21 protein-coding genes are annotated in these 22,457 nt (G+C 40.4%); 16 read left to right on the top strand and 5 right to left on the bottom strand.

The genetic code is table 11. The annotated features are described in order from the left end of the window. The first annotated feature begins 4 nt into the window (after window positions 1-4). Window positions 5-1,882, top strand: a complete 1,878-nt coding sequence (locus tag BGP15_RS11600; RefSeq protein ID WP_046673353.1) for a RagB/SusD family nutrient uptake outer membrane protein — start codon at window positions 5-7, stop codon at window positions 1,880-1,882. Window positions 1,883-2,142: 260 nt separating this feature from the next. Here the strand turns inward: BGP15_RS11600 and BGP15_RS11595 are convergent, their stop codons facing one another. The 3 genes from BGP15_RS11595 to BGP15_RS11585 form a co-directional block, all read right to left on the bottom strand. Then, complete coding sequence (locus BGP15_RS11595; protein ID WP_159332944.1) at window positions 2,143-2,286, bottom strand: hypothetical protein; 144 nt, start codon at window positions 2,284-2,286, stop codon at window positions 2,143-2,145. A 111-nt stretch (window positions 2,287-2,397) separates the two neighbouring features. Further along, the gene (locus tag BGP15_RS11590) at window positions 2,398-3,609 is read right to left on the bottom strand and encodes an MFS transporter (protein ID WP_070564519.1); all 1,212 of its coding nucleotides are present in this window, start codon (window positions 3,607-3,609) and stop codon (window positions 2,398-2,400) included. 88 nt (window positions 3,610-3,697) lie between these two features. Beyond that, a complete protein-coding gene (locus tag BGP15_RS11585) occupies window positions 3,698-4,357 on the bottom strand; it encodes a FadR/GntR family transcriptional regulator (RefSeq protein ID WP_112374116.1) in 660 nt (219 codons plus the stop codon). A 204-nt stretch (window positions 4,358-4,561) separates the two neighbouring features. On the opposite strand from BGP15_RS11585, the gene BGP15_RS11580 reads away from it, so the two are divergent. From BGP15_RS11580 to BGP15_RS11570, 3 genes are all read left to right on the top strand, one after another. Beyond that, window positions 4,562-4,921, top strand: coding sequence for a hypothetical protein (locus BGP15_RS11580; protein ID WP_286751909.1), 360 nt, complete (start codon window positions 4,562-4,564; stop codon window positions 4,919-4,921). Window positions 4,922-5,298: 377 nt separating this feature from the next. Beyond that, a complete protein-coding gene (locus BGP15_RS11575) occupies window positions 5,299-7,095 on the top strand; it encodes a serine hydrolase (protein ID WP_286769587.1) in 1,797 nt (598 codons plus the stop codon). Between the two features lie 39 nt (window positions 7,096-7,134). Next, complete coding sequence (locus BGP15_RS11570) at window positions 7,135-7,401, top strand: hypothetical protein (protein ID WP_046673356.1); 267 nt, start codon at window positions 7,135-7,137, stop codon at window positions 7,399-7,401. A gap of 80 nt (window positions 7,402-7,481) precedes the next feature. Here the strand turns inward: BGP15_RS11570 and BGP15_RS11565 are convergent, their stop codons facing one another. Next, the gene (locus tag BGP15_RS11565) at window positions 7,482-9,059 is read right to left on the bottom strand and encodes a Na+/H+ antiporter (RefSeq protein ID WP_115048708.1); all 1,578 of its coding nucleotides are present in this window, start codon (window positions 9,057-9,059) and stop codon (window positions 7,482-7,484) included. A gap of 353 nt (window positions 9,060-9,412) precedes the next feature. Between BGP15_RS11565 and BGP15_RS11560 the strand changes: the two genes are divergently transcribed. Next, window positions 9,413-10,357 (top strand): pentapeptide repeat-containing protein, encoded by a 945-nt coding sequence (locus BGP15_RS11560; protein ID WP_286751906.1) that lies wholly within the window; start codon window positions 9,413-9,415, stop codon window positions 10,355-10,357. Window positions 10,358-10,509: 152 nt separating this feature from the next. Here BGP15_RS11560 and BGP15_RS11555 read toward each other — a convergent pair whose 3' ends face one another. Beyond that, the gene (locus tag BGP15_RS11555; RefSeq protein ID WP_046673359.1) at window positions 10,510-10,974 is read right to left on the bottom strand and encodes an Lrp/AsnC family transcriptional regulator; all 465 of its coding nucleotides are present in this window, start codon (window positions 10,972-10,974) and stop codon (window positions 10,510-10,512) included. A gap of 192 nt (window positions 10,975-11,166) precedes the next feature. On the opposite strand from BGP15_RS11555, the gene eat reads away from it, so the two are divergent. From eat to BGP15_RS11500, 11 genes are all read left to right on the top strand, one after another. Next, window positions 11,167-12,489: an ethanolamine permease gene (gene eat / locus BGP15_RS11550; protein ID WP_115048706.1), complete on the top strand. Its 1,323-nt coding sequence runs from the start codon at window positions 11,167-11,169 to the stop codon at window positions 12,487-12,489. Next, complete coding sequence (locus BGP15_RS11545; RefSeq protein ID WP_156167603.1) at window positions 12,486-13,847, top strand: glutamine synthetase family protein; 1,362 nt, start codon at window positions 12,486-12,488, stop codon at window positions 13,845-13,847. The genes eat and BGP15_RS11545 overlap by 4 nt, the downstream gene beginning before the upstream one ends. A gap of 7 nt (window positions 13,848-13,854) precedes the next feature. Then, window positions 13,855-15,012 (top strand): iron-containing alcohol dehydrogenase, encoded by a 1,158-nt coding sequence (locus BGP15_RS11540; RefSeq protein ID WP_286769586.1) that lies wholly within the window; start codon window positions 13,855-13,857, stop codon window positions 15,010-15,012. Continuing rightward, the gene (locus BGP15_RS11535) at window positions 14,987-15,763 is read left to right on the top strand and encodes a gamma-glutamyl-gamma-aminobutyrate hydrolase family protein (RefSeq protein WP_286769585.1); all 777 of its coding nucleotides are present in this window, start codon (window positions 14,987-14,989) and stop codon (window positions 15,761-15,763) included. Before BGP15_RS11540 ends, BGP15_RS11535 begins: the two co-directional genes overlap by 26 nt. Continuing rightward, entirely contained in the window at window positions 15,741-17,120 is a 1,380-nt protein-coding gene (locus BGP15_RS11530) for an aldehyde dehydrogenase family protein (RefSeq protein WP_286769584.1), read from the top strand. The genes BGP15_RS11535 and BGP15_RS11530 overlap by 23 nt, the downstream gene beginning before the upstream one ends. A 267-nt stretch (window positions 17,121-17,387) precedes the next feature. Next, complete coding sequence (locus BGP15_RS11525; RefSeq protein WP_286751901.1) at window positions 17,388-17,876, top strand: NUDIX hydrolase; 489 nt, start codon at window positions 17,388-17,390, stop codon at window positions 17,874-17,876. Between the two features lie 26 nt (window positions 17,877-17,902). Next, window positions 17,903-18,604 (top strand): HAD family hydrolase, encoded by a 702-nt coding sequence (locus BGP15_RS11520; RefSeq protein ID WP_286767204.1) that lies wholly within the window; start codon window positions 17,903-17,905, stop codon window positions 18,602-18,604. Between the two features lie 111 nt (window positions 18,605-18,715). Beyond that, window positions 18,716-20,443 (top strand): amidohydrolase, encoded by a 1,728-nt coding sequence (locus tag BGP15_RS11515; RefSeq protein ID WP_286769583.1) that lies wholly within the window; start codon window positions 18,716-18,718, stop codon window positions 20,441-20,443. Window positions 20,444-20,841: 398 nt separating this feature from the next. Then, the gene (locus BGP15_RS11510) at window positions 20,842-21,564 is read left to right on the top strand and encodes a hypothetical protein (RefSeq protein ID WP_286769582.1); all 723 of its coding nucleotides are present in this window, start codon (window positions 20,842-20,844) and stop codon (window positions 21,562-21,564) included. A gap of 9 nt (window positions 21,565-21,573) precedes the next feature. Then, window positions 21,574-22,059 carry a hypothetical protein gene (locus BGP15_RS11505; RefSeq protein WP_286769581.1) on the top strand — a complete coding sequence of 162 codons (486 nt, stop codon included), beginning with the start codon at window positions 21,574-21,576 and terminating at the stop codon, window positions 22,057-22,059. A 47-nt stretch (window positions 22,060-22,106) separates the two neighbouring features. Then, window positions 22,107-22,304: a hypothetical protein gene (locus BGP15_RS11500; RefSeq protein WP_286769580.1), complete on the top strand. Its 198-nt coding sequence runs from the start codon at window positions 22,107-22,109 to the stop codon at window positions 22,302-22,304. The last annotated feature ends 153 nt before the right edge of the window (window positions 22,305-22,457 follow it).

Genomic DNA, 22,457 nt, shown 5'->3' with positions numbered 1-22,457 from the left:
AAAAATGAAAAAAATTAAGAATATATCACTTATACTACTTGTACTTTCTGCATCATTACAAGCTTGCAATGATGATTTTGTGAGCACGAAGCCACTCAGTGAAGTTCCACAGGAGATCGTTTGGTCGGATGCAGGTTTGTCTGAGGCTTTCGTGACAGAAATCTATAACGGTTTTGGGGTAGGAGGCTTTTATGAGCAAGAAATGGCATCCATGACTGACGAAGCTTTATTTACACACCCTAATCGGGGCATAAATACCGTGACCGAATCTCGATCAAATCCAGCTGATCAAGGCTATATTATGGATACTTACGAATACGGTCGCATGTATACGCGCATCCGGGCAACTAACATTGCCATCTCCAATTTGAGTGCACCCAAGTTTGACAAAGCAAAAGCCGATAAGCTGTTAGGCGAAGCCTATTTCCTGCGTGGGTATTATTATCAACAGCTCTTACGCTTTTATGGTGGCATCCCCATCGATAATAAGATATATACATTGAACGATAAAGACTATATGGTTCCGAGGAATAGCTATGAGGAGTGTGTCAATGCCATCGTGAAAGATCTAGACAGCGCAGCTCTTTTGTTAAAGGGCAGTTCATCAACAAAGGGACGTGCAAATGAAACTGCAGTATTGGCCTTAAGATCAAGGGTATTACTCTATGCTGCCAGCGATCTCCATGATGCGGGTAAAGCCAAAGCAAAATCAACATTATTGGCAGGGTATAAAAATCCAGAATATCTAATGTACACGAGTGGCAATCAGGTGGAGCGTTGGACAAAAGCAAAAGCCGCAGCAAAAGCCGTACTGGATCATACAGAATTCGCCTATAAGTTAGACCTAACTCAACCCGCTTCGCCTAATGAGGGTACCGCCAACTATATGGCCGTATCGTTAGGAGGGGGGAGCAAGACAGTTGATTTTACAGCAGGAAAAGATATTATTCTGGGGAGATTCTTTATTGACGAAAAGGATGAACGTGGTGGCTGGGTAGGGCGAGACAACGGTCCAAATGGCTATCATAACTGGGCCGGAAATACACCGATACAACTCTTGGTAGACGACTACGAGACTATTGATGGCCAAAAATTCAGCTGGTCAAATCCTACTATGGCAGCCAGCCCTTATCAAAATCGTGACCCACGTTTAAAGGCAACAATTTTATACGACGGTGCGGATTGGAAACCTAGGACAGCCGATGTCGCTGAAAGAGATAAGGCGAATCAAATCCAAACAGGTCAATACGAAATAATGAATGCCAAAGGACAAAAGGTTATCCAATTTGGCCTTGACACAAGAAAAAGCCCGATTGAAGATTGGAATGGTTCACGGACAGGATATTATATTCGTAAATTTACAGATCCGGACCCTACAATGCAGGATCAAAACACAAGACAGCGCATTCCCTGGCCAATGTTTCGCTATACAGAGGCGATATTGAACTATGTAGAAGCATGTCTTGAATTAGGAGAAGAGAATGAAGCTAAAACATGGTTAAACAAAATCCGCTTTAGAGCTGGAATGCCTGCAATTCCAACCGCCGAAACCGGAGCGGCTCTAAAAGCACGTTATAGAAACGAGCGCCGTATTGAATTAGCCTACGAGGAGCATCGCTTCTTTGACGCGCGACGCTGGATGATAGCCGCGGAAACTATAGGTCGTAAAGCAAATATTATAAACATCACGGGAACCCTTAAGGCGGGTAAAAATGTAACTCTTTATCAATATAATCCCGATAACTACACCTATACCTATACGGTATCCAATATTGATCCAGGTATCGAAAATAGGAACTGGGATGACAAAATGTACTACACGTCTTTGCATCGCGATGAGGTTAATCGAAATACAAAATTGATCCAAAATCCAGGTTACTAGTATTTAAAGAAGCTGTCCAAATGTGCAGTGCCCCCAGAAAATGTCTAACTTTTTGGGGACACTGCATTTTTTTGGACAGCTTTTTTTGCGGCTAATTTTTAATACGTTTTGAATAGGTCCAATTTTAGTAACTATGCTGTATTGATAAGCGACAGGAATAAGTTTCAGTATATGCTGCTAGTGGCGGCAATATGCCTTAGATACCTATTGTGTTCGTACCTGCTTCGGACAAGCTTCGGAGCTCACCGGATAAGGATTAGCTATTGGCCAGTTCCTGACCAGTATTTTCCTGTTCGGAGACTGGTCAATGACTGTTCAGCATCTGTACGGAATCTATTGATGATCCGAAGAAAGTACGAAGCAGGTACGAAGCAAAGGGCTTCCCATTCGCTTATTGTTGCCATTTTTCACCGGATTTCACCATAGCTCTTTGGACAGGTTGAAACTTTATCTGCTATTCAAAAATAGTTTCCACAAAACAAGTGACAAACTTTTCGGACACACTGATTATATAATTACTTTTTCTGCTGACTTATATTAGGTAATAGCCCTGTAACTACTCCAATTAATGGAAGATAAGCACAGATATTAAATACATATTCGATTGAGGTTTGATCTGCAAGCCAGCCCAGAACTGCTGAACCAATTCCCCCCATACCAAAAGCAAAGCCAAAAAATAAACCAGCAATCATTCCGACCTTTCCTGGGATGAGTTCTGTCGCATAGACCAAGATAGCAGAGAATGCAGACGATATAATAAGACCTATTAAAATAGCGAGGATAATGGTTAGCCCTAGACCAACGTGTGGCAATAGTAATGTGAACGGAGCCGCTCCGAGAATCGATACCCAGATAATTAGTTTACGCCCATAGCGATCTCCCAATGGCCCCCCTAATATAGTTCCCGCAGCTACAGAAGCAAGAAATATAAATAAGTATATTTGAGATTCCTGAACCGAAACATGGAATTTATTGATCAAATAGAAGGTGAAATAACTGGTCATGGAAGCCATGTAAAAATATTTGGAAAAAATGAGTACCAATAAAATTACAAGTGCAAATACAACTTTTGATTTTGGCAGGTCGGCTTTTGAAGCACCAACAGCAGTTGTTTGTGTCTTAGGCTTGAGATGTATTTGATACCAATTACCGACATAAGTAAGAATCATAACGGCTACAATGGCCAATACGCCAAATACACCAATGTATTGTTGGCCCAAAGGGATCACAATAAGCGCTACAAGAAGGGGACCTATCGCACCACCAGCATTACCACCGACTTGGAAGATAGACTGCGCGAGCCCCTTTTTGCCTCCGGAAGCTAAATGAGCAACTCGAGAAGCTTCAGGATGAAATATAGACGAACCCATGCCAATAAGACTTACAGAAAGGAGAATGTAGATAAAGTTTGACGCAAAAGAAATGCATATCAATCCTGCTAAAGAGAAAAGCATACCGACAGCGAGTGATCGTGGTGTAGGGTTTTTATCTGTATACAAACCAACGAAGGGTTGCAAAATAGAAGCAGTAAGCTGAAAAACCAACGTTATAATACCAATTTGGGTAAAACTAAGCGCATAATTTGATTTTAACATGGGATATACTGCCGGGATGACCGACTGAATCAAGTCGTTGAGCAAGTGTGAAAGACTAATTGCAAATAAAATCGGATAGACGGTTTCGGAGCTTTTCCAAGATCCACTCGGGTTTAAAGATTGTGTTTTCATAAAAGAAATATTCATCAGGTCATCTGATGTTTTAATTGATAAAAATAAAGTATATTGAGATTGATGATTTGCATATGCTATAGGAAAATTACAGCTGTTGGATAATTCGGTTAGCAATATCAACAGCTTTTTTCACTTCTTTATCTTTGATTGCCAACATCAGTTCCTCGTGTTGCTGTTGTGAAGTTAAGAAGGGTACTGTATCCTTATAAATAGTCATGAAGAACTTATTGACATGTTCAGATAAAGTTGTATATAAAGCGGTCAAAATACTATTTCCACATGATTCAGCAATTGCACTGTGAAAGGCAATATCGGCATCCACGCACGCCATCAAATTTCCCATTTCAGCATATTTTGCTCTATTTTTGAGCGCTTGAGCCATATCCTTGAGGCCTTTCGAAGTACGATTTAAGGCAGCTTTTTCAATAATTCGCAATTCCAATACGTGTCTAACTTCAAAAATATCGTTAAAATTGGCTTTTTCAATTTTTGAATCAAGAGCATGATGACCTGTGCTACTTTTAACAAAAGTACCAAGACCTTGTTGTACATTGAGATAGCCTGATTGACTTAAATATTTGACCGCCTCACGAATGCTGGATCTGCCCACAGCAAATTGTTTCATCAATTCTGGTTCCGTAGGAAGTTTAGATTCTACCGGGAATTCACCTAATTTGATTTTTTCTTCTATTGCCGCGGCAACTTCCTCTGCCAAGGATCTTCGTACGATAGCTTCAGTCTTCATATAGTCATATCATCTGATGATTGCAAAGGTAGTAGAATTTTTTGAATTCTTATTTATTTTCAAAAATTTGATCAAACCAACCGAATATTGTTACGACTACATCAGATATTTATTACAGTGTTTACTGTGTTAAATTTATTGGCAGTTTTAGGTTAATTAACAGTGAGGCAGGTCCTCCAATGTATTTATCTAAAACTTAGTAACATGAAAAAATTAATGATGAGCGCCGTAGCCTTGGCTTTAATGTCATCTGCTACTTTTGCGAAAACGGGGCCAAAAGCGGCCGACAACAGCCTTGTTGAAAAATCAACGATTTACAAATCACAAACTGGAAAAGCTAATTTGAATATCGTGAGCGACGCCAAAGAGATCAAGCTCGGAAAGTCTCGTACCCTATGTAGATTGACGATGAGTATCTATAATACAAGCGGTCAGTTGATCGAAACTCAGGTTCTCACGTACACCAGCTATGGAGCCAATGATATGTATTATAGCAGCTGTGGAGCATGGTTTAGTGCTACCATTCAGAATTATCAAAACTATTATGGTAATCCGAATCATTAAGTATCAATTAATCAAACAATGTAACGGGGCTAGTATGCCCCGTTTTCATTTTTCCACAATTCAACCAAAAGGAAACTTCTATTGGCGATCCTAATACGACAATGAAGATGCTACTGTATGCGAACATGCTATGGGGCTGACAGCTGATGATGTTAGAAAAGCGAGATACCGCTTAGTAAAAATAAATTGATCGTATTCGGACAATAAATGTCCGAATACGATCAATTTATTTTGGAATACTATTTCATAGCATTGTTTTACAGTGATTTATGTTTTTGGCAATAAAATTGGCATCAGCTGTCAATGAAGAATTACAAAGAAGCCAGCAAGAGATAGGAGAGGCGCTTCGTATCATCACTTAAACGATCATAAATAAAATGAAAGCTTTACCAATTACTGGAATTTTTGCGATACTAGTGTCAACCGCATTTGCTCAAACGACCCCTCAAAAAATAAAGGAGATTTCTCATGTCGAATCCAGTCTCATACCGCCTGTTCGTTTTGAGGGTGAGCCGGCCTGGAATATTAAATCGCGCATGGAATTTTATCAGGTTCCAGGTGTAAGCATCGCCGTGATAAAAAACGCTGAAATATTATGGAGCAAAACGTATGGTTTTGCCGATCTCGATTCGAAGACACCAGTTAGGTCAAACACCTTATTTCAGGTGGCGTCCATGAGCAAGCCCGTAAGTGCATACGCTGCATTGAAGGAAGTGGAGCTTGGCAAGTTGGCATCCAATGCCGATGTGAATTTATACCTGAAATCCTGGAAAATACCCGAAAATAATTGGACCAGAGCGAAAACTGTTACACTCAAAAATATCATTAGCCACACTGCCGGACTTACCGTAAGTGGGTTCCCGGGCTATCGGACAACAGACCCAATTCCTACAGCGGTAGAAGTACTGAGTGGTCTAAAGCCTGCTAATACACCTATGGTGTATGTTGATAAACTTCCTAGCTTAAATTTTCGGTATTCAGGCGGTGGCTATACCGTACTTCAACAGATGCTCGTTGATATTGAAGGGAAAGATTATAGTAGCATAATGGAAGAAAAGGTACTCTCACCTTTGGGTATGAAAAATAGCACTTTTGCCCAGCCTCTTCCTGAGTTGAAAAAACAATTTGCGGCGACGGCTTATACTGTAGATGGTAAAAAAGTCGAAGGAAGATATCATGTCTACCCAGAGCAGGCGGCTGCTGGCTTGTGGTCAACAGCAGAAGATTACGCTAGATTCGTGATCGATATTCAACGGACCTTAAATGGCAAAAGTAGTACTATTATTTCCAAGAAGATGGCCGAAGAATTCACAAGCCCCTATATTGAACCTATTATAGGATTAGGTGTCTTTCTGGAAGATTACGACGGTTCATCTTATTTTTGCCATGGTGGATGGAACGAAGGCTTTAGCTCCTATTTTGTTGGAAATAAAACAAGCGGTGATGGCGTAGTTATTCTTACAAATACAAACAAACCTGAATTTATCAACGAACTTGTCCGAGCGGTTGCATTAACCTATCAATGGCCCAATTACCTGGCCCCAATAAATAAAATTTTGCCGCTCAGTTCTCAAGAACTGAATGTCAATAGTGGACGTTATCGATCTGGCAAATACGGTGTTATAAGGGTCTATAGTCAGAGTGGCAAGCTTATGTCAGTCCAAAATCTAGACAAGCCTGTAGAGTTGGTTAAAGTGTCGGCAAATACTTTTGTTATGCGAGATCGAAACGTGAACGTAGTATTTTCAAAGGATACCGAAAGCGGTCAATATGAGCTTGTACAGGTTTTGCGTGATAAAAAGATTTATTCCAAAAATCCGAAAGTCAATGCAAATGACCGGACTCCACTAGAGCTTATTTTAGAAGGAAATTTCGAGGATGGATTAAAAGCTTTTCAAAAAGCAAAAGAACAGGATAGTGACGATGAGTTGCTTTCAGAAGGTTTCCTGAACGGTGCAGGTTATGAATTGCTCAAACAGCATAAAATAAACCAAGCTATTGACATATTTAAGGTGAATACGGTGCTATATCCTAAAAGTGAAAATGTTTATGATAGTTTAGCGGAAGCCTACCTGAAATCTGGACAAATAGATAGTGCCAAGAAGAACTATCAAAAAGTTCGCGAAATTAATCCTAAAAACGAAAGAGTAAGTAAGATTTTAGAAACGTTATAACACAAATATAATGAGCCATATTTTTGTTAATTTGCGAGCATGTCAAATCAAGCTAATAATTATCGATTGTTTTCCAAAGAAATTCTCTCACTTTGGAAGAGCCAGGATGTATCATATGTTAAAGTAGAAGAATTATCCATTGTTGAAGGAATCACTTTTTTTGAACTTATACCAGATTCCGAACTTTTGGATGAAGGTGGGGTAGAAACACTCTATGCCATAGATTCTGAAGATGTAGCGGATATGTTGGTGTTTAGCAAATCTATTCGTTTTGTTGTTCACGACATTTATTTGGATGAAGACTAATAAATTAGTTATTTATGATCGACAATTCAATCTGCATTGTCGATCATTAATGTACGGCAGTAGGCTGAGCTAGGGATAAATTAGCTTCTCATATTCAACCTTTCTTCCTGAAGATCTAACAAACGAAGGTGTTTGCGGATGATCTCTTCGTCCAATAAAAGTTCTTCTCGGTTTTTATTGATAAGCCAAATTCGCTGTGTTTCAAGGATATCGATATAGATTTTACGGTATTCGGCATAATTAATGATAATCTCGGAGCTCCGCAACTGATTCTCATACTTCTGTAGTTGATCCTTTAAGGTCGGAAAACTTTCAACTTTGTCCGCGTAATCATTACGAATCTTGTCAACGGCGACTTGAGCCAATCTATTCTGAATTTCATAATCGATCTCCTTTTCACTTCTTACAAAATCTCTATCTACTAATTTGATTTTCCTCAAGATAAAAGGGAGGGTCAACCCTTGAACAAGTAAGGTTAACAGAATCACAACAAATGTGATGAAAAGAATGAGATTCCTTTGAGGAAAAGGAGTTCCGTCGGCCAAAGTTAATGGGATAGATAGCGCTGCTGCCAAAGAAACGACGCCACGCATTCCAGTCCAGCCGATAATCATTGGCGTTTGCCAACCGGGCGATTGAGCGTCTGCAACCGTTATAAAATTTCTCATGATCAAGGTCGTAATTACTGCAGCATACCCTGCAAAAATTCGTACAAGAATAAGGACTATTGTAACGGCGACGCCATAGCCAATAGCAGTGGAGATATTGGTATCACCCAATCCAGATACAATTTCCGGTAAATCTAATCCGATAAGCATAAAGACAATGCCATTCAGCAGAAAGCAAAAGCTTTCCCATACGGTTACTGTCCGGATTCGAGATGCACTGCTCAAAAAATCGTGACTACGATACGAGAGAAATAAGCCGCCACTGACAACCGCAAGAACCCCAGAAGCATGAAGTTGTTCTGCGATCAAATACATCGAGAAAGGTGCAATAAAAGTTAGCAATATGTCTGTATTGGAATCGGTTGGTAAAAGTTTATGCATTTTCAGAAAAACATAGGCAATTGTAAGTCCGATTCCCACTCCGCCAATACACATCCAAATAAAGCTCCCGGCCGCTTGGTACCATACATACTGCCCAGTAGCAGCAGCAATCATTGCAAAGCGAAAAATTATTAGTGAGGAAGCATCATTCAACAAACTTTCACCTTCCAATATGGACGCCAGCCTTTTGGGTACCTTCACGAATTTTAAAATTGCACCGGCACTAACCGCATCAGGAGGGGAAACTATTCCACCCAATAGAAAACCGAGAGCTAAGGAGAATCCCGGGATAAAATAGTTGGCAAAAACGGCAACGGACAATGCTGTAAAAAAGACCACAACAAAGGCAAAGCTGAAGATAATCCGGCGCCATCGCCAGAGTTCTTTCCAGGAAGTTGACCAAGCTGCCTCGTAAAGGAGCGGCGGTAAAAAAATAATGAATATCAATTCGGGTTCTATCTTAATAGGGGGAACTCCCGGGATAAAACTTATTACAAGTCCCGCTAATACGAGTAAAACAGGGTATGCAACCTGAATTTTTCTCGCCAGCATGATCAACATCGTAATTAGTAGGACTAAAAAAAGGTAAAACTCAAAATTCTCTAACATATGTAAATTTTAGGTATATAAATATAGATCAAATTTCTAGAAATATTTAAACTAGCTTGACGGTATTCATGGTGGTAGATCTTCCTAAATTAGTTAAAGTTTGTCTTTCTCATAACCCACGATCTAAAATATGGGATGGCATTATCATAAAGAAAGGTTCGTCTTTGAGGAGTTTTACTTAAAATATAGTTTCAATAACAGTATAGGACAATACTCTAGGAATAACAACCCGAAGTTGTTCGAATACAACGATAAGTAGCATAATTACAACTAGAGGTATTTCCCTTTTCGCGATAATTACAGATTAGCCTCAATATATTTGTAAAGTTGAACATCATCAATAAACAATAATTATGGATAACAAAACATTAGGTAATAATATTGCCAAAGTGCGGAAAGAGCGAAATATGTCGCAAGCACAGCTTGCTGAACTTTTATTCGTCAGCCCCCAGGCAGTTGGAAAATGGGAGCGGGGAGAGTCTTTACCAGACTTTTTAACACTTCATAGACTTGCGGAAATATTCGCAGTCGATCTAAACTACTTCGCCGAAAATTCGAAATTAGGAGATAGCGTAGCAAGTCAAAAGGTGGTCATTGGCACTTTAGATGGCACGAAAGGAAATTCTCTGGAAGATGCAAAATTTTCTGATACGGGACAAAAGCCCCTACTGACAGATTTTAGTGGTAACACGCTAGCCGAAACTGATTTTTCTGGCGTAAATGCGCCAAAGAGAAAATTTCTCGGAAGTGAGCTGCGTGGTACAGACTTCAGTACAGCAGATTTCACGGCAAGCATTTTTAAAGGAAGTGATATCCGCGATGCTAATTTTGATTCGTCGAACCTTACGGACTGTACATTTTCTGCTAGTAATATGACGAACGCAAATTTCAACAAGACCGTTCTCGCACGTACAGAATTTTATGCGTCGGAGTTGAACAATGCTAGATTTAATAGTATAAAGCTGACTGATGTCAAATTTACGGCGTCGGATCTCAGAAAAACCATTTTTGAACACTGTGAGTTCAATGGTGTTTGCTTTAAGTCTTGTGATATGAAAGGCATAAGCTTTGATGGGCAAGTATTTGTCGACGTAAAATTCGATAATGCAGACCTAGCAAACAGTTCATTTAGAGGGGTTATTCTTAGAAATGTCTCCTTTCGGCCAACGTTTGCGCTTACCAATAAATATTATAAGAGTATTAAAACAATCGATTTTGACGGAGCCTCAATGGACAAATTAACCTACGCAGCTCTTAAGGGAGTAGGCGTATCGCTTGAGAATATTGTGCTCTTATAAACAACACGATACAAATAGAAGGCATGGTTCTGCAAGTATGAACCATTGCCTAAGTGTAGGTGCCATACCAATGAAATTCATCAATTCCGGGAAATTAAATTAGGAGAGTCGTCAGCGCAGCATAGTAAAGCCAAAATATGCTAAACTAATTATCAAAGAAAGATTGGGAGACGGGTTGTATTCACGATTTCTTTCATGACAAAATAACTTTCCATATGTCTTATTCCCTTGATTGTTGCCAGTTTATTAAAATTGAATTCATGATAGTGATCAACATCCCTAACCATCACCTTTATTTGATAGTCAAATGCACCCGTTACGTGGAAACACTCGACTACTTCTGGAAATTTTTGTATCTCCTCCATAAATAACAAAGCACTTTCATTGGAATGTTTTTCCATACTGATGGATACAAGCACCATTAGATTAAGATCAAGTTTTCTTCTGTCCAGCAGAAAGACTTTCTGTTTGAGAACGGAGGTTGCTATTAACTTCTTAATACGTTCGTATACGGGAGTCATGGATAAATTAACACGGTCAGCTATTTCCTTGTTACTTATGTTCGCATCCTGTTGCAAAAGGTCCAGAAGCATGAGGTCTTTCTCATCCAATTTCATTATCGTAGTAAATTAAATCTAAAAAAACTATATCTATGACTGTAGTTAGATCGTAAACACTAGTAAATAAAATACAACCATATTATTTTACTAAAATAGCCATAATTACAGATATATAATACTATCATTTAAACTATATGTAGTAAATTTAAATTAATTAATTACTATCAATTTACCAACCTAAATAAAATTATGAGTGAGCCTCAATTAAAAAAAGTCCTTGGTCCGGTTATGTTATGGGGATTGGGTGTAGGCTATGTTATCTCGGGAATGTATTTTGGATGGAATCTCGGTTTGGCAGAAGGCGGCACATTGGGATTGGCCATTGCTACAGTGTTCGTTATTATCATGTACCTTACATTTACCTTCAGCTATACAGAGATGGCGTGTGCGATCCCTAAGGCTGGCGGAGCCTTTGAATATGCCAATCGAGGATTGGGCAAGCATTTGGGATTTGTCGCCGGTATTGCACAAAATATCGAGTTTGTTTTTGCTCCGCCTGCCATTGCTGCTGCTATAGGTGCTTATCTACATTTATTGCATCCTTCGGTTGACTATCTTATTTTTGCCATTGGGGCCTATGTGATTTTCACTTCAATGAATATACTGGGCGTAAAACTCGCTGCATCATTTGAATTGGTCGTAACTGTTCTTGCGGTTATCGAATTACTGATATTTGCCGGTGTTACATTTCCGGCTTTCGAATTTTCCAACCTTGAGCACAACGCATTGCCCAATGGCTTCTCGGGTATTTTTGCAGCTATTCCGTTTGCTATCTGGTTTTTTCTCGCTATTGAAGGTGTAGCGAATGTTGCTGAGGAAACGATCAATCCACAGAAAAATGTATTAATCGGCTTTGGATCGGCCATCGTAACTTTAGTTGTGCTTTGTATCATTACATTTTTGTCGGCGGTGGGTGTCGGCGGCTGGGAGGCTGTTGTTTATCCTGTCGGAAGCACTGAACCCTCCGATTCACCATTGCCACTTGCCATTGCACATGTCATTGACAATCGCCATATTCTCTATAAACTACTTATAGGCGTTGGTCTTTTGGGTCTTATAGCCTCATTTCATGGTATCATTCTCGCTGGTGGCAGAGCCACCTTTGAGTTTGGAAGAGTGGGGTATGCACCGTCGATTCTCGGAAAAGTGCATCAACGATTTAAGACTCCGGCCAATGCACTCTTAATCAATATGGCTATTGGCATCATAGCATTATTGACCGGAAAGACCGCAGGTATTATTACCATCGCATGTTTTGGGGCAATCTGTCTTTATATAATATCCATGTGGTCATTTTTTGCCTTGCGAAAAAAGGAACCCGATTTGGAACGCCCATTCAAAGTTCCATTGTATCCGCTGTTTCCGGCAATTGCATTTATTATTGCTGTCGTGTGTCTCATTGCAATGATATATTATAACCCCTTGACAGCTCTATTATTCTTTGGGCTTGTCATCTTATCATACCTCTATTTCCTAATCTTCCTTGACAAGGACAAAACCATCAAATTATGATAACTAAAAATGAAATTATTGCCAAATTAACAGCAAGCACAAGTACGCACGTTAAAGTTGCCGTCGCTGATATAGACGGGGTGCTCCGTGGGAAATTTATGCATCGGGATAAGTTTATCTCTGCACTGGACAATGAATTTGGGTTTTGCTCGGTGGTGTTTGGATGGGATGTTAACGATCAGGTTTATGACAATGTGGAAATTACAGGCTGGCATACAGGATACGGCGATTTCCCGGCGCGTATTGATGGAAATACATTTCGACAGATTCCCTGGCAAGAAGATATTCCCTTTTTTCTAGCTGATTTTGAATCTCCGCTTTCTCGCGACCAAAATGTGTGCCCAAGATCACTCCTTAAAAACATAATTGCACAGGCGGAGACTGCCGGATTTAAACCAATTTTTTCACAGGAATTTGAATGGTTTAATTTCGTGAAAGCCGATAATGCCGCTCCCCAAAATAGTTTTAGAGATATGACACCGATAACATCTGGTATGTTTGGCTATTCCATCTTACGGATGTCTGACAACTACGGATTTTTTCAGGATCTTTTGGCTATGCTCGAAAGATTCGGTGTACCTCTTGAGGGCCTACATACGGAGACCGGGCCAGGTGTTCTGGAAGCTGCGATCCAATGTAGTGATGCTCTTGAAGCTGCGGATAGGGCTACGCTCTTTAAATCTGCGGTTAAGGACATCGGAAAAAAACATAATATCACGGCGAGTTTTATGGCGAAACAGACCAAGGACTTACCTGGCTGCAGTGGCCATGTGCATCAAAGTCTTTGGGATCTCAACAAACAGAACAACCTCTTTTATGATAAAGATGATGAACTCGGAATGAGCCAGTTGATGAAGCATTTTCTTGCTGGGCAATTGTATTGTTTACCTGATATTCTACCGTTATTGGCGCCCACTGTTAACAGTTATAAAAGGCTGACTGAAGGAGCATGGGCACCGACAACCCTGACTTGGGGCATAGATAATCGTACCACAGCACTCCGCGTCATCGAAGGTGGCCCCAAGGCCACACGCATTGAACACCGTGTTGTCGGTTCAGATGTGAACCCTTATTTGGCAGTAGCAGCATGTTTGGCTAGCGGGTTGTATGGCATCAAGTATAAATTGCCATTGGATAATCGACATACTAGCGGTAATGGTTATAAAGATCTGCAACACGGCGTGTTACCAAGAAACCTCCACGATGCGACCGCTCGAATGGCGCAATCGCAAATAGCCTCCGAGCTATTTGGCCAAAAGTTTGTCGATCATTTTTGTAAATCACGGTTATGGGAATGGCGACAATTTTCAGAGCAGGTCACAGATTGGGAAACAAAAAGATATTTTGAAATTATTTAACTGAACAATGGATACAGCAAAAATTTACGGTTTTAATTTTCCGACATCGATCCGTTTTGGTGCTGGAGTGATCGATGAGCTACCAGACTATTTATTGACCAATGGACTTAATCGCCCTCTACTGGTAACGGATCCGACTATCGCCCAACTGCCATTTTTTAAGGGAGTCCAACAAAAGCTGACGAACAAAGGGATCGACGTTATTGTCTTTCATGATTTGCATAAAAATCCAATAAAATCTGATGTTCTTTTGGGAGGAGATGTCTTTAGAGGGCAAAATAGAGATTCAATTATTGGCGTTGGCGGTGGAGCAGCACTCGACGTAGCACGGGCAATTGCCTTGCGCGCAAATCATCATCGTGATTTATTTGATTACGACGATCTGATCGGTGGCGATATCTATGTGACCAACGAGATACCACCATTGATTACTGTACCCACGACCGCCGGGACTGGGAGTGAGGTGGGGCGTAGTGCTATTATTTCAGAAGATGAAACCAAGAAAAAACGAATTCTATTTAGTCCCAGATTGATGGCAAAAATTGTATTTGCCGATCCTTTGCTTACAATGGATCTGCCACCGTTTATTACGGCAGCAACGGGAATGGACGCACTTACCCACAATATGGAAGCCTATTTGGCCAAAGGGTATCATCCGATGTGTGATGGTATAGCGCTTGAAGGAATGGCCATGGTGGCGACGTCTATTGAGTGTGCTACGAAAGAATCAGACTTGCCATCCCGCTCTAAAATGCTTTTGGCATCATTGATGGGAGCTGTTGCTTTTCAGAAGGGTTTAGGAGTCGTTCATAGTTTAGCGCATCCGCTGTCCTCGCTCCTTGATACCCATCATGGACTGGCCAACGCGGTAAATCTTCCCTATGGCATGCAGTTTAATTATGTCGGTTTTGAAGATCGTTTCGATAAAATGGCCATGGCTTTAGGGCTCGGCAGTCATGCTGGAGACAGGGTCGTAGACTATCTGTTTGACCTCAATGTACGTTTGGGACTGCCAACACAATTATCTGCGATAGGCGTGCAAAAGGAACATCTGCAACCGTTATCAGAACTGGCGTTTGCAGATTTCTGTCACCCATCAAACCCCAAGCCCGTTAGCAAAGCAGATTTTCTTGCAATTTATGAAACCGCTTACGAAGGAAAATAATATGTTAAAAATCGGTATTAGTGCGTGTTTTTTTTATCCAGACCCCGAGAGGACGGTCTTTGGACACAAATCACTGAGCTATATGGAAAATGATATGGTTCGATGGATAACTAAAAAAGGCGTTCTTCCTATATTATTGCCGGATCTTGAAGAATCATTATTAGCGGACATCTTACACCAGATGGATGGCATAGTTCTTCAAGGTGGAAGCGATATAGCACCCCAGCATTATGGAGAAGAGCCTATCGGACCCTGGAAAGGAGACCCTTATCGGGATCAATATGAGCTAAAGATATTGGATTATGCCATCAGAAATCATAAGCCAGTCTTAGGTATCTGTCGGGGATTTCAGTTAATGAACGTCTATTTTGGAGGCACAATGTATCAGGATATCGGTAGTCAGCTTCCTCAGTCGGCTGTACATCGTTCAGCAAGTCTATACGACACCATCAATCATCCCGTACATATAGAACCAGGAACACTTTTCGACAGACTATATGGCCATGTTGCCAATCCATTGGTCAACACTGTACATCATCAGGCTATTAAAGATCTTGGCCATGATCTCGAAGTCTTTGCGCGCTCGGAAGACGGATTTATCGAAGCATTTGGTTATACCAAAGAAGCGGCCGGGAAAGTGATGGGTGTACAATGGCATCCCGAATTTTCCCAAACACAGAAGGGAATACTTTTAGATGAAAATTTAATTCTTAATGTTTTTATCGAACATGCAAGACAACATAGAAATTAGAAATCCTGCAACCGGTGCTGTAGTAGCAACGTTGCCTTCAACCACAACAGTTGAATTGGAAAATACACTCTCCTTACTAAAACAGGGACAGCAAAAATGGGCCAACGTTCCTTTGAAGGATCGTTTGGCGTGCATCATACAATTTGGGGAGCTGATCTTGGCGAATAAACAGGAACTTGCGGAGATCCTTATCAAGGAGACGGGCAAACCCATCACACAATCGCTTAATGAAATTAACGGAGCACAAAACCGTATCGAGCATCTTCGAAAAAATGCTGAAAGATGGCTTTCAGAAGAAATTATTGTAAATGAGGGAGCTACACTAGAACATATTCGCTATGAACCACTTGGTGTAATTGCCAATATTTCTGCATGGAATTTTCCTTATAATGTGGGCTTTAATGTTTTTCTGTACGCCTTGGTTGCGGGCAATGCCGTGCTTTATAAACCTTCTGAATTTGCTACGCTAACCGGATTGCAGTTTGCAAAATACCTTTATGAAGCCGGTATACCTGATGATGTATTTCACTGTATTGTTGGAGATGGGAGGATTGGCGAGCATATCTTATCATTGCCATTGGATGGCTATTTCTTTACTGGATCCTATAAAACTGGAGTACATATTGCTAGGACCGTAGCGCATAAATTAGTTCCAGTCCAGCTTGAGCTAGGCGGAAAGGATCCACTATACGTAACAGAAGATGTGAAAGATATAAAACAGGCGGCAGTGTCGGTAGCTGAGGGCGCTTTCTACAACAATGGGCAGAGCTGTTGTGCTGTTGAACGTATCTATGTTTCAGAACAGATATACGATGAGTTTGTCGAGGCATTTATTGAGGAGGTAGCTTCCTATCAGGTTGGCGATCCTTGCGCTGGAGACACATTTATCGGTCCTTTAACGAGGGCTGCTCAGCTGGACGTCCTTGAGGATCAAGTGAAAGATGCCCTTGCAAAGGGAGCAACACTACGGTTGGGCGGACATGTATTAGAAGGTAAGGGATATTATTATGCTCCCACAGTATTTGAGCACTGTAATCACAACATGCTACTTATGCGTGAAGAGACTTTTGGTCCGTTGATAGGTATACAAAAGGTCACTTCAGACGAAGAGGCAATTACGTTGATGCAGGATACGACCTATGGCCTTACTGCAGCGGTGTTTTCGTCCGATCAGGATAGAGCAATGAATATCCTTAGCAAAATGGATACAGGAACGGTGTATTGGAACTGCTGTGATAGGGTAAGCCCTAATGTGCCTTGGTCCGGAAGACGAAATTCTGGCTTAGGTTCGACCTTATCGGCTCAAGGTATACGAGCATTTGTTCAGCCTAAAGCCTATCATTTAAGACCCGCATAATTTAATGTTTAATTCTATGGATATAGCCCATTATGCCGATCGTTCATTGGATAATGGGCTTTCCCTCAAAAATAAATTTCGGTACCTCATGAGAGTGAGTGCGTAAAGATTATGGCGTCCGCTTCATGGAAAAGTGATCGCCAAGGTGACTTATGCCGATGCAATAGATATGCAAGTCCTTACTGAGGAGAGATAGACTGAATGAATTCGCTAAAATACTTGAAGACTCTCGCAACATTTTCTATTTTTGTTACAAACAGAAAAGAAATGAGCACTGAAGTGACAGGTTTGAAGCGTGTAGCCACACTATGTATATTAAGAAATAAAGATAAGTTTCTATTGTTAAAGCGCCTTAAAGAACCCAATAAAGATATGTATGTTCCCGTTGGTGGGAAATTAGACCCATTTGAAAACCCGGATGATGCGGTAGTTCGTGAAGTCATGGAAGAAACAGGGATCCATATCACGTCAAAACAATTTTGTGGCATGTTAACCGAAACATCACCGATCAATTACAATTGGATCAGCTATGTATATGTATCCGATATCGAATATGTAGAGGCCCCCTATTGTAATGAGGGTGACCTCGAATGGATCGCTGCAGACGAACTGGAATCTATTCCGACCCCTTTAACCGATCTTTATATTTATGATTATGTGGCTAAGGGAAAACTGTTTGCTTTTAATGCCGTATATGATTCAGACCTAAACTTGACCGGGTTATGGGAACAATATAATGGCATCAAGATCAAGTAAACTACTTAAATTGAATTAAAATTAGAATGATTATCAATAAAACTGCCATTAAAGTCATCGCATTCGATGCAGATGATACATTATGGGTAAACGAACCATATTTTCAAAAAGCAGAACATGATTTTTGTGCACTGTTAGAAAATTATCTTCCACAGCATGCAGTATCAAAAGAATTATTTGAAACAGAAATGAATAACCTGTCCCTCTATGGGTATGGTGTGAAAGGCTTTATTCTTTGTATGATAGAGACTGCCAGCCGTATTTCGGCAGGACAGTTATCGCTGAAGACAATAAACAAAATCATAGCGATTGGACAAGATTTATTAAAGATGCCGATTGAATTATTGGAAGGTGTTGAAGATACGTTGGTAAGGCTGAGTGCACATTATAAGCTAATCGTAGCCACAAAAGGCGACCTTTTGGATCAGGAAAGAAAGCTGAAAAATTCGGGTCTCCAAAAGTACTTCCATCATGTGGAAATTATGAGTAACAAGAAAAATGACGATTACTCAAAATTATTAAGAAAAATTGAATGCCCCGCTGAAAATTTTATCATGATCGGAAATTCAATCAACTCCGATGTTCTGCCTGTTTTGGCATTGGGGGGACAGGCAATACATGTCCCTTACCATGTGACTTGGACACATGAGCAAGCTTGTGATGAGGTTAAACCAAGCAATTTCCTGCAGGTAGAAAGTCTAGATCAACTGCTACCGATTCTGCTTTAATCGAAAATGCGCATCTAGATGCGCATTTTTCCACCGACTGTTCCCCAGCAAAGAGCTGCGAAACAATTAACTGTATTCTGTTGTTATTCATCAGTACAGTTAACCTCTCACATGGCAATAATTACGAAATATCTAATTATCCTTTTACCCTTTTTTATTTTAAGCTGTAAGAGCAGTCAGCAAAAAGGCGATACGTTCTATTTTGGTGGAAATATTATTACGATGGAAGATGATTTTCCCCAAGTAGATGCGTTAGTAGTAAAAGGCGGGAAAATTCTTTTCGTCGGTAGCCGGAAAGAAGCGGGCCCCTATGTAGGGGAAAACACGAAACAGATCGATTTGAAGGGAAAAACTTTACTGCCTGGCTTTATTGATGCCCATGGCCATATCACTTCAAGAGCAGGAATGGAACAGGCAATAGATTTATCGCCAAGTCCATATGGTACCGTTAATTCAATACCAGATCTTCAAAAGACTATATTATCAGTTATTAAGCGAACAAAATTAGGCGCGTCTGTTCCTGTATTAGGAAATGGTTACGATGATGCTATCATGCGTGAGCATCGCCATCCGACTCGTCAGGAATTGGATGCGATCAGTACGACAAATCCGATTATTGTCATTCATGCTTCTGGTCATGCAAGTGTTGCCAATAGTGCGATGTTGAAGTTATTAGGTATTGCCGAAAATGTGAAAGACCCGGAGGGGGGACATTACGGCCGAAGCCCTGATAATCGACTAAACGGCAAACTAGAAGAAAATGCCTCTTTTGCCGCACTGGTGAAGTTGACGAATATGATTCCCAAGCCTCAACAGGCCAAAAATGAGCTATCTCAATCCCTAAAAGATTTTGTCAAAGCGCAAGACGAATGGCTTAGTTATGGGCAGACAACAATCTGTGACGGACGTTCGATGGGAGTGGGGGTTGGCCTGTTGAAGGAAGCAGCTTCGAAAAATCTTCTAAAGGCAGATGTGGTTTATTTTCCGGATTTTGAAGCAAACAAAGCCGAATGGAAATCCTTTAAACCCAGTTACATGAAATACGAAAAGCGTTTGAAATTTGGTGGATTTAAATTTTCTGATGATGGTTCGCCTCAGGGGAAGACAGCTTGGTTGACAGAACCATACCTGATTCCACCAGAAGGTCAACCGGCAGATTACAAAGGCTTTCCAATCTTTTCGGACCAGACCCTCTACAATGATTTAAAAACAGTGTTTTCAAATCATATTACGGCACAACTACATGTTAATGGCGATGCGGCTATTGATCAGGCACTTCGTGTGATCGGCAGATTGAAAGCCGAAGGAATTTATAAACCTGAGCTTAGGGCAACCTTGATACATGTGCAGAACAGCCGCCCCGATCATATCGCCAAGATAAAAGATATCGGTGTTATTCCTTCCTATTTTTCATCCCATGTTTACTTATGGGGAGATTGGCACTATCAAAGTGTTTTTGGTCCCAAACGTGCGGCGTTTATTAGTCCAGCTCAGTCGGCAAAAAAAGCGGGAATACTGTTTACCATCCATCATGATAGCCCAGTAACGCCTCCAGATCTATTGACCGGGGTGTATGCTGCAGTCAATCGGACGACACGTTCGGGAATGTTGTTGGGGCCAGATGAACGTATTGATGTCAGGGACGCACTCAAAGCAATTACCATCAATGCTGCCTATCAGTATCAGGAAGAAAAAGATAAAGGGTCTCTCAAAAAAGGAAAACTAGCTGATTTGGTTATTTTGGATCAAAATCCATTAACAATTGATCCCCAAAAATTACGGGACATCAAAGTAATTGAAACAATCAAAGAAGGGAATGCCGTCTTTAAGCGAAATTGATCGATCTGTCAATCCCATAATAAAACAGCATTGTAAACTCATTTTGATTCGCGATTGTTTGGAAAAACCCGCTATTGTACTGTTAGTTGCCACTCTGCTGGACTAGTGACGATGAGTCGAAGTCATCGTTTTCAAGAGGATCAAATGTTGGGATAAAACAGGAGAGTTGTATAGTAATACAACAGCGTCAAGTCTTCATCCTTTAAAGAAATAGCGAATAATAAATCGCCACATGCAAATATTAAATGGTCTTAAACTTTTGCGGCTTGTGGCCTATCTTTACACGATGATCGATTCATGATGTCACTTTTGAACAAACAATAGATCTATTTCATCATGCAACGCAGGGAGGGTTATGTTAGATGGAATCCTGTTTTTACTAAAATCCAGAAATAAATATGAAATCGCTATTGATATTTCTTTTTTCGATAAACCTTGTTTACGGTCAATCTATACCAAATTTGACAGTAGGTTATGGAGATTGTTATGATAGCCTTCCCAAATTAGTAATCAAAGCAGCTACACCAGAAGACTATCATAAAGCATTTAGCTCCAACATTATCAATAAAACTCCTGCTGTTGAACGGAAAAGCTTTGTGATTCCTACAGGCAAAGGCAAGCTAAAGTTCAGGAAATATAGTTTTTCAGCCGGTTATGGCGATGGATTTAAGGGTTGGGCGTATAAAGGCTATCTTCCCAAACTGAAAATGCATATTCTCGTAAGCATTCATGTTGCTGAATCATTAGGTTTTAGCGATTTAGTTTTACTCGATAGCATCAACGGTAGTCAACATACAATTGCTTCAGTCGGCGACGGTGCAGTTGAAATACCAATTCCATCTCCAAACGGAGATTTTCTTGCTTATTATTATAATGAGGCCTATGCTGCGAATAGTTGCTTTATAGGGGTACTTGCTGTCCGCAAAGAAAAGGCTCCTTTCCGGATCAAACTTTCCGAATACAACAGTTTTGAAACGGACAATTGGGCGGTGGAAAACATCAGATGGATCGATAGCACGACGATTATCATAAAAGCTTATACGCTTAAAAAAGTTGCCAATGAAAATATGAAGCAGTTTGCGTACTACACTGCCCGGTTAAGCAAAGAAAATACAAACTAAGGTATAGAGATGAACATACAACAAAATATCATCATGCTAACTGTTGCTGCAATTTGCTCTTGTAACAATCCTAGCGTACCCCTACAAAAACGGGATGTTAAGCAATCAGAACATCCTATTGACGGAGAAGTAGTGATATCCAGGCAGCAGATAGATACGGTCCCCGCCTCACATACCACGAATGAGGTTAAGACTACAACATCCATAAAATTCAATGAATTTGTCGTTTCGATTCAAGGTATGGCCATTTTTGATCCAGAAAGGATGGATCGACTACAACGTGATACCGTAGAAATCGAAGCAGAAGTCGGGGAAAGCATCGAGGGAACTTATATTTCTATTTTAAGTGATCAGGTCCGTGACTTGAAGGTGGAACAACGCTATGAAACCAGCGTAACTATTATGAATGAAGGTCCCCATTGTGATCTTACCGAATGGAAACATTTTAACTCAGACTGGAAGCCTTTAAAACAAATGGGAATGGCCTTTTTCTAAGTGAAGAATATACTGATCAGGATCATCGGACCTTTCCCAGCGTATCTATGGACGAGTTGAAACAAAAAGTAAAAGAGCAGTGTGGTGAAGAATGGTTTAAACTTTTGACTAAAGTAAAATCGCCATCTGAATATCCATCAGGAGTCGGTATAAGCCGTTATTTCTTACGAATCGCATGTCGTCTTAAAGATAACGGTAAAAAAGTTACCAAATTAATCATTATCAAAACTCCAATGGGATGTTAACAGCTTAATTGCTGAATCACAACACCAGGATTTTCCAAGTTATAAATCTATACAAAGAGATTACGAAAAAAGTAATGCTTTCAAAAGATTCAGTATTTTAACACCGGTTTTATTATTTTTGCTATGGTTGGACCAATGAAATACCACTTCAAG

This window comes from Sphingobacterium sp. 40-24 (assembly GCF_001899705.1).
Classification (GTDB): Bacteria; Bacteroidota; Bacteroidia; order Sphingobacteriales; family Sphingobacteriaceae; genus Sphingobacterium; species Sphingobacterium multivorum.
The sequence above is the reverse complement of the archived record's forward strand: the minus strand, read 5'-3'. Positions and strand labels throughout refer to the sequence as shown.